Here is a 13962-nt window from a genome sequence, read left to right on the forward strand (position 1 = left end):
AACAGAAATAAAAACTTTTTTGCAACCGAGTTGCAGCCACCATATGAACCTATTTACATTAAGCTGGGCGTATATCCGCAACCGAAAACTGAATACATTTCTTAATACGTTGCTATTAGCGTTAGGTGTTGGAATCGTAGTCTATTTGTTACTGATAACAACACAATTACAAAATAAGATGCAAGCCAATGCTAAAGACATTAATCTTGTAGTGGGTGCTAAAGGAAGCCCTTTGCAATTAATCTTATGTAGCATTTTTCATATAGACAATCCAACAGGAAACATTAAGTTATCAGATGCCAATAAAATAGCTTCCAATCGGCGATTTGTCAAAAAGGCAATACCACTGGCTCTTGGAGATAGCTATCAGGCTTTTCGTATTGTTGGAACCAATCAATTGTATCCGGAACATTATAGCTGTCAGTTAGCAAATGGCAAATGGTGGCGCAATGTTATGGAAGCAACCATAGGATCTGAGGTTGCCCGGCAGTCAGGACTTAAGGTAGGGGATACCTTTCATAGCTCACATGGATTGGATGGGAGCGAAGATAATCAGCATGAAGAGCAAAGTTATAAGGTGGTAGGAATTATGAAGCCAAGTGAGACTGTATTAGATCGTTTGGTGCTTACAAGTATAGAAAGTGTATGGGCCATTCATGAACATCATGAAGAAGCTGCTATACCTATTATGCCGATTAGACCACCTGCCGAACATACAGAAGCACATCATGACACTACTAGTCAAGAAGATGATAAGGAAATTACTGCCTTATTGCTCACGTTTTCTAACCCAATGGCCACACTCATGATGCCTAGAATGATTAATAGCCAAAGTAATCTGCAGGCAGCTTCCCCTGCAATGGAGATTGTGCGTTTATTCGACTTGTTCGGAGTAGGAGCTGATGTGATAGAATATTTTGCCTATATAATTATTCTAATTGCAGGGTTGAGTATCTTCATTGCATTATATAATGCCTTAAAGGAGAGAAAGTATGATCTGGCTATTATGCGAACATTAGGAGCCTCACAAAATAAATTGTTTACTCATATTATGCTGGAAGGCTTGTTGCTGGCTGCTTTTGGAGGGATATGTGGTTTACTGTTGGGGCACGGAGCTCTGGAACTAACAAGTGCTTTACTGGATAGAACATCACAGGTCTCATTTAATGGATGGCAGTTTCTTACAGAAGAATATTATATTTTTGCAGGCGTATTGGGGGTTGGATTGCTAGCATCATTGTTACCAGCTTTACAAACATACCGCATTGACATCTCGGAAACGCTGGCAGCATAAAGTTGTTCCCTTATAACTGAACAAAATACGCAACCTTCATTGACAAACGAATGTTTCAACTTACAGGAATACGTTACAATTACACTTCGGAACATACTTTATTTTTTCCAGATTGGACTACTGTTCAAGGTGATAAGTGGTTGTTGACTGGAGTTTCCGGAAGTGGTAAGACTACTCTATTACATATGCTTGCTGGTTTGCGGCAGCCTACACAAGGTACGGCCCTCATTGCAGGAACAAACCTATATACTCTTTCAGGAAACAAAGCAGATCAGTTTCGAGGACAAAACATTGGGTTGGTATTGCAGAAACCACATTTATTATCTGTATTGACAGTTGAAGAGAACCTACTGCTAACTCAGTATATGGCAGGATTACCTCAGAATAAACAACGTATTGCAGAAGTATTAAGCATACTGAGCGTATTAGAAAAACGGAAATCCATGCCCCATCAGTTAAGTCAGGGACAGGCACAACGTATTTCAATTGCTCGAGCCGTACTAAATCTCCCTAAACTGATTCTGGCTGATGAACCAACTTCCAGTCTGGATGACGTAAACTGCATGAGAGTATTGGATCTGCTTGAAACACAAGCTGCGGCTTGTGGTGCTACACTGGTTATTGCTACACATGATGCGCGTGTCAAAAATCGGATAGCAAATCATTTACACCTGGAAAGCGTTCAGACAGTATCGGGAACTCTTTAAAATTGTATATTTGTTGAGTAAACAAAACATTTATTTCGCTCAAAAGAGTTATAGCTACCCTTTATGAAACATATTGTTTTTCTATTATTTATCTGTGCTAGTTGTCTGACCCTTCAGGCACAGATAGCTCCTAAGGATCAGGCCATTGCTACAACAGTATCTTCAGCAGATTTATGGAAAACTTTAATGGCGGTAGAGTATAAAAATGTTCCAGACCGATACTATCCTCAACCTATATTCAGCAAAGATTTAAAGGCATTGGCCGGAAAACGTGTCACATTGAAAGGATTTATCATTCCACTGGATGAAGCCAAAAAACAGATGAATTTTATGCTTTCAATGGTGCCGTTTAGTCATTGTTTCTTTTGTGGTGGCGCGGGTCCGGAATCTGTCGTAGAAGTAAAAGCTTCTACCTCTTTTGATTATACTGCGAAGCCTGTACAGGTAAGTGGTGTCTTACGACTGAATGAAACAGATGAGAACCATTTGTTCTATATTCTCGAAGAAGCAAGTCCAGTTTTGTAAATGGCAATAGACGACCTCATAAACAAATAACGCTTAATCTTATTTCTTATAGAGATAGATTAAGCGTTATTTAATTTATAGCCTGTAAATTTTTATTCACATAGATAGATATTGTACACATCAAAATATCGATGATCATACAATTCATCAAAAAGATAGCTGAACTTCAGTGTACTTGGCTTATGGCCAAATACCACATTGCGAATGTATTTGTATAACTGTTCGAATATTGCAGATTCCGGGCTGATTTCTCCATACAAAGTTACCTTATGGACTTCTGGGTTAAGTTGCATTTGGTGAAACACCAGCATAACATAATACAAGAAATCATTAGCACTTACATAAAAAAAAGTATTACAATACTCTAATACTTTTCCATTAGTGACCGCGATTGTCAGGTGAGATGACTCTACCAATACTGTCACTGATCGTACTGGTACTGGCTCTGTATGAAATACACCTTCTACCAATGCACTTGAATAATGTACAAATTCTACATTTCGTGCAGGATAGTTCTGACGAAACCATTCAATTACCTTTCTTTCCTCTGCAAATACGTTCACCATCTCACTATGTGGATGGCGATAGTAGAGTACTTCATAACTTTCAGGCAATGTATGAGTTGCCAATTGAAGATACTTGCGGGCATGCTCCTTGTAAAACAAAGAGCTGGGTAATAATGTGAAAAACTGATTTTTTACAGAGACTTTTATTTTTTGCCAGAATCCAGCTTTCAGAAATTCATGTTCTTCATACAGGAGATCCAGTTGTTCCAGCAGTTGTTCTTTTTGTAATAGTGCAGAGAAATGCCGCTCTTCAAGCCATAAGCACCGGCTAGCATGTGTATCCACTACACTTATTCTAAATCCATCCTTGCTTAATTCCAGATTTAGTGCATACTGAGGAATAAGCTCTATATCAAATACAGTTGTATCTTTAATTAGTTGATTTTGTTTAAACTTTACTACTGTAGTCTCCAACTCAATATAATAAGTTATGTGTTTACCCTTTTTATCCTCTTTTAGGCTTACAAGTTTACAGAATACGAACCTAATAAACTAATTTTGAGATTCTATTTTCTTATACACCTGCAGCATCCATAGCCTGGTAAAATCCACAGAAAAGATTGATTATGAACGGTAAGCAAAATACATATTATTCCCTAACTTTTTTACTGGTATAATATTTTTTTGTGAACGGATCCACAAATAATTTTATTCTGGTATAGATCAGCGGGAGTATGTATTTCTACTGTTGTTATTTCCCTAAAATATATCCTTTATACTTTTGATGCAACCTTTGTAAAGTTGACAGTGTCTACAATGTGTCAACTTTTTTATTTTCTATGAAAACTATTAAAATTTTATCTCTGGCATTTATTATCTCTGTTGCACCTTTATTTCTTACAGGATGCTGCTGGTTTGATACATGTGGCTGTGGCGATAATTTTTCTCAGAAGTATTTTAAGGTAAACGGCTGGAAAGCAATCAATGTATTAATCGATAGTACAACAACCAATGGATACCCATATGTGCGTTTGGATTCGTTACCTGAAACAGCTTCGCATCCCTATAATAAAGTAGGAATAAATATGGAAGTAAAAGCAGAGTATTATTCACTTATGCCTATCAATAGTTATAGCTCCTTAATGGCTTGTGATCCTTTACCTAACGGGCACCAGGGATCAAAAGAAAAAATCAGTGCAATACGAATTACTAGTAATCAAGATTTTGATACTGAACACCCAGCGGGTACAGATTTGGCCGAAATATTTCTGATCAAGAAAATGGGCTTCTATAACTCCTGGTCAGACGATGTTGCCATCAATCTGCGAACTTATAGTAATGGGCAACCCTCACCTGAGCTGGCCTACACACTCTGGCTAACCAAGCCTCCTATATCCTCTAAAAAGCATATCTTCACTATCACCTACGAGCAGACAAATGGAGATAAGTATATAGTTACAACCCGAGAACTAACATTTTCGTAAGAAATATCCTATAAATGGCATTATTAATCAAATAGGTTTTTTCTTCACCTATTTGATTGATAGTGCATGATGAGTACTAGGTAAGTTGTTGATAACCTGTCTGATATAGGGAGTTAATATACCTGCATATACTACTGCTATTCTTTTGCTAATCTTTATAGCTACCACAAAAACAGGCTATAGATAGGTTCATTATTGCATTATGAACAAATAAAGTAGTATCTTTCAAGCCCCTATTCAGAAATCGTATTTTCATCATTGTATTTTATCCTCCATGGCAAGTGAGATTTCCTATCCAAAACTTTCTGTAACAAACTGGTGGGCGTTACGCAAAAAGTTTCAGAGCAATCCAAATATTAAGATTACTCCCGGATTTCTGGCAATGCACTTTGAGATGGGTGAAGATTCTGCACGTACTAATGTGTTACCACCTTTACGAGCCATTGGTTTTATTGATGATGACGGACGGCCTACCGATTTAGCCTATGACTGGCGTGATGATGAGAAGTATGGAGAGGTGTGTGATGTGATCCGTAGAACTGTTTATCCTCAAGAACTTAATGATGCAGTCATTGACCCTGCTGACAGAGTTAAGGTAGAAACATGGTTTAAGAATAAAGCCAGAGTAGGAGAGGCTTCTGCCCGCAAAATGGCGGCTTTTTATCTAATGTTGTGTGAAGCAGTGATTCCGGGTGAGCAGAGAAATGGAAAAGCTAATTTGGAAGCTGCCCAGAAACCTAAAGAGAATAAATTACGTCCTGTAACATCCCGTATTGAACAAGGTTCATTGTTTGCAGAGGACAAACCACAACCTCAAACAATCCATGTATCTGATTCAAAGGATGTAATAACAGTTCCTACGTCTGCTGTTTCTTCTTCCCCAAATATCCAGATTACCATCCAGATACAGTTATCTCCTGAATATACCCCTGACCAGTTGGATCAGGTATTTGCCAGTTTAATGAAGAACATAAAGAAGCTTCATGAATAGATATGAATCTATTAATTTGAAAACTTCAGTATCTACCCAAAAAGGGGATAGTTACCTCTGTAGTCATCTGGGACAGAATTTACTGCAAATCCATAATCCATTGGTGTTTCTACTGAGACCGCATTCGCATATCCTCCCATCAACGAGACAAACTTCTATGCAGATAGAAGTTTTGTCGTGAATTCCGATCACTTTCTCTTCTTGCGGTGAATTCCAATCATATTTTGTTTTTGCGGTGAACTATGCGCAACAGAAAAAATGATCAGAATTCCGATCAAAATAAAAATTGTCGTTAGTTATACGCAAAAGCAAAAATGATTGGCACTCTAGTCAAACTCAAAAGTGATTGGAATTATATACAATTTCTTTAGTGATGAGCAGATTGCCTAATCCTTTCGAGAAAAGTTTTTGACTTGAACTATACGCAGGCAGACAAAATACTTTCATTAACAATAAAGGAAAAGGCGGGAAAAACTTTATCCCAGATACAATTATTACATAGATTTTTTTGCCTTTCTATGTCTACTGAATAGGGTGTTTAGTTTGTATTGTATTGATTATCAGTGGTTTATTTTGTGTGTGAGTATTTTCTCCCAGAATAAAGGTTTTTCTTTATGTGTATTTTTTGCTACCAAAATTGCGTTTTTAGAGAATTTCTTACATCAAATTTACATGAGTTTGTTGGTTAGAGAAAAAAATAAACAGAATGTTCTTGATTGCAGATCTTGATTAGTTTTTAGTATTATTTATATATAAAGGTTTTCCGCCGTAGAATGCCTTCGTATAGGAAAAGTTATATTTATATCTAAAAATAAGACAAAGGTTATTTGCAAGAATTTGACTTTCCTTTGAAAAATATTGTACTATGGGAAGTCGTTGAAAAGCTGTAGAAGTACTAATGGATGCATTATAAAGAACTTATTGCTTAAGTATTGATGGGCGAAGGTTTTGTGTAAAATAGGATTTTTCAAATGTAAGTGTATTACTTTTTCCTTGCGTGATTTCAACTTTTTGGCTTTTCATTACGAATCCCCTTTTTGAGGTTAATTATACTTTTTTTAGGTAAAAGTCATAGTACCTTTGTATCGTTAAGAAAATGAAAAAGGGATATGAGAGGCAAGCCAGACAAACTAAGTAAATCTCTAAGAAAATAAGTTAATCAAAAATATTATAGACATCAAATCAATCAAAACTATGAAAAAGTCAATCATCTTAGCCGTATTAGCAATAGCTGTTAATGCGTCTGTATTTGCTGCTGATAATCTGGATAATGCGAAAGGTACTGCGAGTGCAGTTTTGACTACAACAGCCCGTCCAAATGTATTTAACTTAGTATATAGCTCTGCTAAGTCGGGTTTAGTAAAAGTGACTATTAAAAATCAGGATAATAACGTGGTGTTGGAAGATGAAGTTTTCAGTTCAAAAGGCTTTATTCGTCCATATAACTTCACAGGAATGCCTGCTGGAAATTACAACGTTTTAATTACAGATGCTGCTGGTAAAACAGAATTAGCTGTAGCATATAGCAATGCAGTTGTAAATGCAGTACGTAAGGCTGAGTTTAAACCTCTGGAAGAAGGTAAATATCAATTGAGACTGGTAGGTAACACAGCAGATGCAGTAGAAATATCAATCTATGATAAATTTGGTCAGGCAGTTCACTCTGAAGTTCTTACTCAAAAAGGAAGCTTTACACGTGTGTACGATCTGAGCAAATTAAAAGCAAAAAATCTGACTTTCGAAGTGAAAGCAGCAGGTCAGGTTGTCAATCGTGTACAATTATAAAGATAACAGGTGTTAAAAAGTGATTTTTTTCTATCTAATGAAAAACCCAGTCTACTAAGCCTGGGTTTTTTTCTTTTTACAAGAGTAGCTTTTAGGTAGAAAAAACAATAATCAAATCAAACCTTACAGCTACTAATTGGTTCATATTTTGGTAATTATATAGATTAATGGAACAATATACTATCTTTGACTCTGTCGAGTTGTTCAAACCGCAAAACTTTAATTTCAGATTACATAGCTTATGAGAAAGCCTGCTGGCAAGTTCGTTCGTATTCTTTCTATTGACGGCGGAGGTATCCGTAGTATAATTCCAGGGCAAATACTTGCTATTCTGGAAGAGAAACTGAAAGCCAAAACAGGACGTTCAGAGACCCGTCTGGTTGATTATTTTGATTTGATTGCAGGGAGTGGAAGTGGTGGAATTATGGCCTGTGCCTATCTGAGTCCCATCAAACCTCAAAATACAACTGCCCGATTCTCAGCTCCTCAGGTGGCTGATATCTTTCTTCGTTTTGGTAAGAAGATATTTGAAGAGACATTCGATCATAAGTTGTTGTCAGTAGGAGGGCTTATAGATGAAAAATATTCATCCTACGGACTTGAAAAGTTACTAAAAGAGTACTTCGATGATTTGCATCTAAGTCATTTGTTAAAGCCTTGTCTGGTACCGACTTATGACATTACGCGGAGAGAAGTACATTTCTTCACCCAACATACTGCAACTAAACCTTCTGAAGACTTCTTTGTACGGGATATTGCACGTGCAACTGCTGCTAGCCCTACTTACTTTGAGTGTAAGAGATTACAGTCTCTTTCAGGTGTTAGCTATGCTATGATTGATGGAGGAATCTTTGCTAACAACCCTACATTGTGTGCCTATGCAGAGGCCCGAAAGTTATTTAGTCATCCTGAAAATGCAGAAAAAGGAGTGACTGCCAATGGGATGGTTATATTCTCATTAGGAACTGGCAAATCAAAACTTCATTATGAGTTTGATGATGCGAAAAACTGGGGACTGGCTTCCTGGTCACGACCATTAATTGATATTACAGCTTCTGCGTCTGCTGATGTAGTAGATTACCAGCTACGGGAGATATTTGGTGCTGTGGAAATGGCGGGGCAATACTTGCGTATTAATCCTGAACTAGGGATAGATATTAATGCCGAGATGGATAATGCTTCTGTTAATAATGTACAGGCGCTGAAAGAACTGGGACAATATATTGCAGAAGAGATGGATGGTAAACTTAATAATCTGGTGGATCTTTTAGTTGCAGAATAAACAATATTTTACAGATATAAAATGAAAAAGCCTTTCCTGCAGGAAAGGCTTTTTCATTTCTATAAAGTTTTAGATGGATTATCAATGAATTCGATAAAGTCCTGAATTGTCTTCATGATGAGTACATTGCTAGGGCAATCGAGGGACTGGGTCACTGCTTGATAGCCAGTGAGTAAAATAGTCGTACTAGGAAATGCCTGAGATAGTTTAGTAATATAAGGCTGTAGTTCGTCCGGACCTGGAACAGAGGTAACTATGGTAAACAAATAATCAGGTTTATGAATAGCGTGTACGCTTTCTATATCCTGAAAAGGAAGACTTTGCCCTAAATAGATAACTTTTTGCTTTCGTACCTTCAGTAAGTAGTTCGCAAATAACAAACTCAGTTCATGCAACTCTCCATCTGGTAGAAAGAGCATGTACTTGTACTGTTGATTCGTGTAGTTTGTTATCTGACCATCTGTTGCTACTATTATTTTTTGACGTATTAAGTGTGAAATAAAATGCTCTTGTGCAGGAGTAATGGCAGCAGTCTGCCATAATATACCAATCCGGATTAGAAATGGGAAAATTACCTGAATCATTGTCTGTTCAAAGCCCATTTGCAAGGCACACCTGGTTAGTACTTTCTCAAAACGTTCTTCATCCAGATCAATCATTGCAATCGTAAGTGCTTGAATCTGATCTGTATACCGTATATCTTGTTCACTGAGATCTAACACCTGTCTGTGTATTATATCCGGCTGCATCTGAGCAATCTTGGAAATCTTAAAACCATGCTCCTGTAGCAAAGATATATTCAATACTAATTTCAGATCATTGTCATCATAATACCGGATGTTGGTATCTGTACGCTTGGGTGTCACTATATTATAGCGTTGTTCCCAGATCCGAAGTGTATGAGCTTTGATCCCCGAAAGGTTTTCCAGATCTTTAATCGAATACACACTCATAGTACATACTGTATAATCATAGACAGATAACTTGCTGTTACTGCAAGACTAAATAAAACTTTAATAAAAACAATTGAGGGAATAACATATGCGACAAACCTGTTTAATCACAGGCCCCCGTAGCTGACTCCAAACGTTTCTTTTTCATATCGCAAACTGATACAAATAGATGGATACATGGTAAACACATAACTGTATGATTTGTTTAAAGAAACTGAAATTTTATTTAAAGCAGATTTATTCTAAAGCAGGCCTCCTATTATCTTGTGCAGAGTTAAAGAAAGTAATATAGCAAATTACAACTTAGAAAAAATGCAAATTGTATCAGATACACAGGCAGTGCCATCGAATTTTGCCTGACAGGTACAAGTGCTGAAAATACTAACTGCAGAAAGAATGAAGTAATAAACCAGCCTAGATAGTTATGAAAAGGCACAATATTATCTTGCCACGACCAGAAATCAAGATACATGGCGACTGGTTCAATAAAATAATCAATTAGAACCATTAACAATGAAGCAAAAATAGGCCTTAGCCAACTAGTTCGCAGATAGGTATGAGCAATAACACCTGTACAATAGATTAAGGTAAGCCAATTACAACCGATGATTACGGGCACTCCAGCTATCTTCCAGCCCAGAGTTGATCCATATTCATAGTTACCAAAAATGATTCCTGTTTTTATTCCTGCAAGTTCTACCAGATAGCCTGTTATGAAGCAGATCAAGCAGAAAATATAAAATGAAGTACCAAAAACAGGTTGAAACAATAATAGTAATAGTGTTGTGGCAAGTAGATTTAAAGGTACCAGAATCGTAAAGAGTGGTTGAGTCACTTGCCAGTTTAGCCCAATAATTCCTGCAAGATGCATCATTATCAACAAGATAAGGATTGCTCTATAGAATGTAGATCTAGTTTCTAATGGAATGGATGTAGAAGTAAAGCTTGATTTGGTAGGAGTCATGAACCGCTAAATGACATTATTTTTAATGCGAAAGAGAGATTATTTTTTATACGAACAATTTTTTCCGGTAAATGTTTCTATTTTTCGGCAGAAAAGGCAACCGTCCTATTTTGTTTTGCTAATATATCTTTACAACACAAATCATACCCTATGATATTATATAATATCACCATTAACATTGATGATAATGTGCACGATGAGTGGATACAATGGATGCGTGAACATCATATTCCGAATATTTTATTGACAGGATTGTTTGTAGATAATAAAATATTGAAACTCCTGACAGAGATAGAGAATGGGGGTACTACGTATTCGTTTCAATACTTTATGAATAGTATGGAAGACTACGAAAAGTACGAAAGCGAATATGCTACTGCTTTACGAACGGAACATGATGCACGTTTTGGTGGGAAATATGTTTCATTTCATACATTGCTTGAAGTAATAGAATAGTTGTATATCTTAACTGTGTAACTACATTTAGTATACATTCTTCTATGGATACTTCTTTATTACAGGCACCTTATTATTTTTTTGGTTCGGCTAACAGTCTAGATAGGGATGTACTGCTGGAATGTGAACATATTCCTGACAAACAAACCAGCCAGGAGTGGATCAATGCCTATCGGCAACATCATCAGGTGAGCTGGAATATAAATCTTATCACTATTCAGGACGGAGTCATCGTAAATACGATTCCGTCCAAATCAACTATTGATGGATTAAACAATGCCTTATTTGATACCTATGGATTGCATACCCAGGAGTATCCATTGCCAGTTACCCGTAAAGTAAAGCGACATCTGCTACTCAATATCTATCGGTGCATTCGCACAGTTCTTACTTTTTGTACCCGAACACACTATCGATCTGCTATACGGCCTACTTTGAATGGTATTCATCCATTCTATCATAAGCTTGATTCACTGGAATTGCTGGATTTTACTACTCTAACTTCCTTCGACGCAAAATATACTAATGATATCGACATCTGGAAAACTATTCCGTTCTACATAGGCCAAACACTTGCCTTGTTAAACGAAGTGGAAATATATACCAAAGATGCTTTGGTAGGCTCTTTTCCGCAATTTGCCAATTTTATTTATCGTCAACCTCTAACTCTTGGTGATATTGCCTACCTGCAACAAACAAAGAAACAACTGGCTATTATTCTGCGTACGTTGCCTTTTGAAAACCCTGAAAGTGGTATTCTGATTATGGGGAATGAAAAAATAGACATGAGCCTGGAGGTTGCCTTATAAAATTAGCTTTGGATTCCAATAAAAAGCAATTGAGGAAATAAGAAAAGGTGTTTACCCGATAGTAAATATACATCTGGATAAACACCTTTAAATGATTTAATTAGCCAATCAATGTACTATTTTCTGTACGAGTTGTTGCCCATTCTTATCCTGAATTTTGAGAAGATAGATTCCCGCCGGTAGGAAATTGGTTTTCACTAAATAGCTTTGATTACCTACTACTTCATAGGAAATATGCTGTTCTACGCCCAATTGATTTATCAACGAAATGCTTTGTATTGGATAATTGTATTGAATGAAAATCTCATCCAAAAATGGATTGGGATAAGTAATGAGTTTTCTTTTAACCTGGGGTTCTGTTGCATTAACTATATCTTTTACAGTTACTATAATTTCATCTGACAGATTGATATTACCTTCATTGTCTGTTACTCTTGTGAAAATTGGATAGGTACCTTCCTTTACATTAGCCCATGTTATAGAAAACGGAGCTGTAAGAGCTTCCCCTATTTTGGTTCTGAAAGTAAAAAACTCAACTTTAGCAATGTTGCCGTCTGTATCTGTGGCATTGGCCTGGATTGTAAGAGATGAAGAGGGTGCTATTGTAGTATTAGAAGCAGGTGAAGTAATTTGTGTAGTTGGTGTACCTGGTTTTAATAGTAAACTTGTACAGGATGGATCTGTACTTAATGAATGAAGTCGGTTGTCTATACTACTAGATACAAGATATTGATAGGAGGTTCCTGGCTTTACCAATTCATCCAAGAAGGAAGTTGTCATCAAGCTTGCTCTTCCGATTAAAGTATAATTTGCCGGAGCACCTATGGTATAAGCAGGAATAACTCCCATTTCACAACCTTCTTTTCTCCATATATATAATAGCGCTCTTGAACTGCATGTATAAGCATCCCAACTTACTTTTATAGATTGACCATCTGCATGGGCTTGTACATTTGTGGGTGGTTGGCTTACAATCGTAACACGCCAGGTTTTGGTACTGGTCAGTTGATTAGGTGAAGAGGCATTGTCCTCAGCTTTGAATACCACATCATAAGGTTGTACACGAACTTGCGTACAAGTGGTTTTCCATTCAAAGTTGCTCTGTGCCGGATTTCCCTGATACTGGTACTGATCTCTGACCTTGGGCGGATGGTTGGGAGGATCGAGCGTAGCGGCTGGTTGATTAGGAAATAAGGTAGTTGCAGTAGAGAAAATAGCCGATTCGGAGGAAATGCGAATCGATTGGTTTTGATCCGGGTCAGTAGCACGAATGACAGCTTTAAGTACCGTACCCGCGAAAATGGTAGTATCTTTTGGAATAATCAGCTCAGGCCGTTTATTGGATTGATTTCTGACCGTAATTTGCATATCACGAATAACCTCTCCGATTTTGGTGTAGCCGGCAGAGGTTTTTCGCCATTCTTCGACTGCAAAGGCAACACCATAATTTGCATATCCTTTTGTTCCAATCTCATAGACGCCAGGTGCATCCCAGGTGATGTCTCCAGTGAAAGAGTTAATTACAAAAGTAGGTGAGTCAGAGCCTGCCTCGGGAGTCCCCAATGGAGGGCCAACTGTTTCTGGTGATTGATAGCCACTTACTGAGAGAGTAGGGCTTTGTCTGGGAATGACCATTCTGTAAGCCAGGCTATCTCCATCAGGATCAAAGGCAGTCGGATTGTGGGTGAATTTTTGTCCCACTTCGGCATTGTCAACCGGAGGATTTCGTAGTTGTGGGGTGCTGTTGGAGCCAATGCTGGGAAGAATATTGAGCACAGTTTCTACATAAAAAGGTGTATTAACTGAATTACTCATATTGACAATTTCCGCATTTCTGTTCTGCTCCTGAAAGTAAATCACATAAGAGCCTTGACTTGGAAAAGTGTAAGTGAAGGTATAGGTAATCTCTTCAATATTTACCCCTACAGTTCGTCTAGGAGTATTCGCATCCGCGTCAGGCGACGCAATCACATTCCCTCTTTGTCCATTGGCTAGAATAGGAACAATGCCTAGTATAGCCGTAGGCTGGTCAACACCTTGTGTATCTCGGTAAAGAGTAAGGGTAAAGATATAAGTAAGGGTACTCTGATTGTTTGGATCCCGTACTGCTGTTATCTGTCCTGCACGTAAGTGGGTTGCAAATACATTTATGGTGAAAAGCAGTGATACGAAAAGAAATTGAAAAAAGAATAGACGTAGCTTCATG

At 37.4% G+C, this 13962-nt stretch carries 13 protein-coding genes; 9 read left to right on the plus strand and 4 right to left on the minus strand.

Annotation, left to right across the window (positions count from 1 at the left end):
* Positions 1-43 precede the first annotated feature (43 nt).
* From QNI15_RS19625 to QNI15_RS19635, 3 genes are all read left to right on the plus strand, one after another.
* Positions 44-1294: an ABC transporter permease gene (locus tag QNI15_RS19625; protein WP_314033137.1), complete on the plus strand. Its 1251-nt coding sequence runs from the start codon at positions 44-46 to the stop codon at positions 1292-1294.
* A 50-nt stretch (positions 1295-1344) separates the two neighbouring features.
* Positions 1345-2001, plus strand: coding sequence for an ABC transporter ATP-binding protein (locus QNI15_RS19630; protein ID WP_314033139.1), 657 nt, complete (start codon positions 1345-1347; stop codon positions 1999-2001).
* Between the two features lie 63 nt (positions 2002-2064).
* A complete protein-coding gene (locus tag QNI15_RS19635) occupies positions 2065-2526 on the plus strand; it encodes a DUF3299 domain-containing protein (RefSeq protein ID WP_314033140.1) in 462 nt (153 codons plus the stop codon).
* Positions 2527-2618: 92 nt separating this feature from the next.
* Here QNI15_RS19635 and QNI15_RS19640 read toward each other — a convergent pair whose 3' ends face one another.
* A complete protein-coding gene (locus QNI15_RS19640) occupies positions 2619-3506 on the minus strand; it encodes a DUF3822 family protein (RefSeq protein ID WP_313979075.1) in 888 nt (295 codons plus the stop codon).
* A 365-nt stretch (positions 3507-3871) separates the two neighbouring features.
* Here QNI15_RS19640 and QNI15_RS19645 point away from each other — a divergent pair, with 365 nt between their 5' ends.
* The 4 genes from QNI15_RS19645 to QNI15_RS19660 all read left to right on the plus strand — a co-directional run bounded on the left by QNI15_RS19645 (position 3872) and on the right by QNI15_RS19660 (position 8574).
* Positions 3872-4516 carry a hypothetical protein gene (locus QNI15_RS19645; RefSeq protein WP_313990902.1) on the plus strand — a complete coding sequence of 215 codons (645 nt, stop codon included), beginning with the start codon at positions 3872-3874 and terminating at the stop codon, positions 4514-4516.
* 274 nt (positions 4517-4790) lie between these two features.
* Entirely contained in the window at positions 4791-5507 is a 717-nt protein-coding gene (locus QNI15_RS19650; protein WP_314033141.1) for a DUF5343 domain-containing protein, read from the plus strand.
* Between the two features lie 1194 nt (positions 5508-6701).
* Positions 6702-7292 (plus strand): hypothetical protein, encoded by a 591-nt coding sequence (locus tag QNI15_RS19655; RefSeq protein ID WP_313990896.1) that lies wholly within the window; start codon positions 6702-6704, stop codon positions 7290-7292.
* 241 nt (positions 7293-7533) lie between these two features.
* Positions 7534-8574: a patatin-like phospholipase family protein gene (locus tag QNI15_RS19660; protein ID WP_313990893.1), complete on the plus strand. Its 1041-nt coding sequence runs from the start codon at positions 7534-7536 to the stop codon at positions 8572-8574.
* Positions 8575-8633: 59 nt separating this feature from the next.
* Here QNI15_RS19660 and QNI15_RS19665 read toward each other — a convergent pair whose 3' ends face one another.
* Positions 8634-9527: a MerR family transcriptional regulator gene (locus tag QNI15_RS19665; protein ID WP_314033142.1), complete on the minus strand. Its 894-nt coding sequence runs from the start codon at positions 9525-9527 to the stop codon at positions 8634-8636.
* Positions 9528-9801: 274 nt separating this feature from the next.
* Positions 9802-10401, minus strand: coding sequence for a carotenoid biosynthesis protein (locus tag QNI15_RS19670; protein WP_314033143.1), 600 nt, complete (start codon positions 10399-10401; stop codon positions 9802-9804).
* A gap of 240 nt (positions 10402-10641) precedes the next feature.
* Here QNI15_RS19670 and QNI15_RS19675 point away from each other — a divergent pair, with 240 nt between their 5' ends.
* Together QNI15_RS19675 and QNI15_RS19680 are read left to right on the plus strand one after the other, a co-directional pair.
* Positions 10642-10947, plus strand: coding sequence for a DUF4286 family protein (locus QNI15_RS19675; protein ID WP_313979056.1), 306 nt, complete (start codon positions 10642-10644; stop codon positions 10945-10947).
* Between the two features lie 44 nt (positions 10948-10991).
* A complete protein-coding gene (locus QNI15_RS19680; protein ID WP_314033144.1) occupies positions 10992-11756 on the plus strand; it encodes a hypothetical protein in 765 nt (254 codons plus the stop codon).
* A 108-nt stretch (positions 11757-11864) separates the two neighbouring features.
* Here the strand turns inward: QNI15_RS19680 and QNI15_RS19685 are convergent, their stop codons facing one another.
* Complete coding sequence (locus tag QNI15_RS19685) at positions 11865-13961, minus strand: Ig-like domain-containing protein (RefSeq protein ID WP_313990884.1); 2097 nt, start codon at positions 13959-13961, stop codon at positions 11865-11867.
* Position 13962: the final 1 nt, after the last annotated feature.

This window comes from Xanthocytophaga flava (assembly GCF_030068545.1).
Classification (GTDB): Bacteria; Bacteroidota; Bacteroidia; order Cytophagales; family 172606-1; genus Xanthocytophaga; species Xanthocytophaga flava.

What these genes read in the sequence shown, in the direction of transcription:
- QNI15_RS19625 (WP_314033137.1), top strand. Translation starts at nt 44, where the DNA reads ATGAACCTATTTACATTAAGCTGGGCGTATATCCGCAACCGAAAACTG.
- QNI15_RS19630 (WP_314033139.1), top strand. Translation starts at nt 1,345, where the DNA reads ATGTTTCAACTTACAGGAATACGTTACAATTACACTTCGGAACATACT.
- QNI15_RS19635 (WP_314033140.1), top strand. Translation starts at nt 2,065, where the DNA reads ATGAAACATATTGTTTTTCTATTATTTATCTGTGCTAGTTGTCTGACC.
- QNI15_RS19645 (WP_313990902.1), top strand. Translation starts at nt 3,872, where the DNA reads ATGAAAACTATTAAAATTTTATCTCTGGCATTTATTATCTCTGTTGCA.
- QNI15_RS19650 (WP_314033141.1), top strand. Translation starts at nt 4,791, where the DNA reads ATGGCAAGTGAGATTTCCTATCCAAAACTTTCTGTAACAAACTGGTGG.
- QNI15_RS19655 (WP_313990896.1), top strand. Translation starts at nt 6,702, where the DNA reads ATGAAAAAGTCAATCATCTTAGCCGTATTAGCAATAGCTGTTAATGCG.
- QNI15_RS19660 (WP_313990893.1), top strand. Translation starts at nt 7,534, where the DNA reads ATGAGAAAGCCTGCTGGCAAGTTCGTTCGTATTCTTTCTATTGACGGC.
- QNI15_RS19665 (WP_314033142.1), bottom strand. Translation starts at nt 9,527, where the DNA reads ATGAGTGTGTATTCGATTAAAGATCTGGAAAACCTTTCGGGGATCAAA.
- QNI15_RS19670 (WP_314033143.1), bottom strand. Translation starts at nt 10,401, where the DNA reads ATGATGCATCTTGCAGGAATTATTGGGCTAAACTGGCAAGTGACTCAA.
- QNI15_RS19675 (WP_313979056.1), top strand. Translation starts at nt 10,642, where the DNA reads ATGATATTATATAATATCACCATTAACATTGATGATAATGTGCACGAT.
- QNI15_RS19680 (WP_314033144.1), top strand. Translation starts at nt 10,992, where the DNA reads ATGGATACTTCTTTATTACAGGCACCTTATTATTTTTTTGGTTCGGCT.
- QNI15_RS19685 (WP_313990884.1), bottom strand. Translation starts at nt 13,961, where the DNA reads ATGAAGCTACGTCTATTCTTTTTTCAATTTCTTTTCGTATCACTGCTT.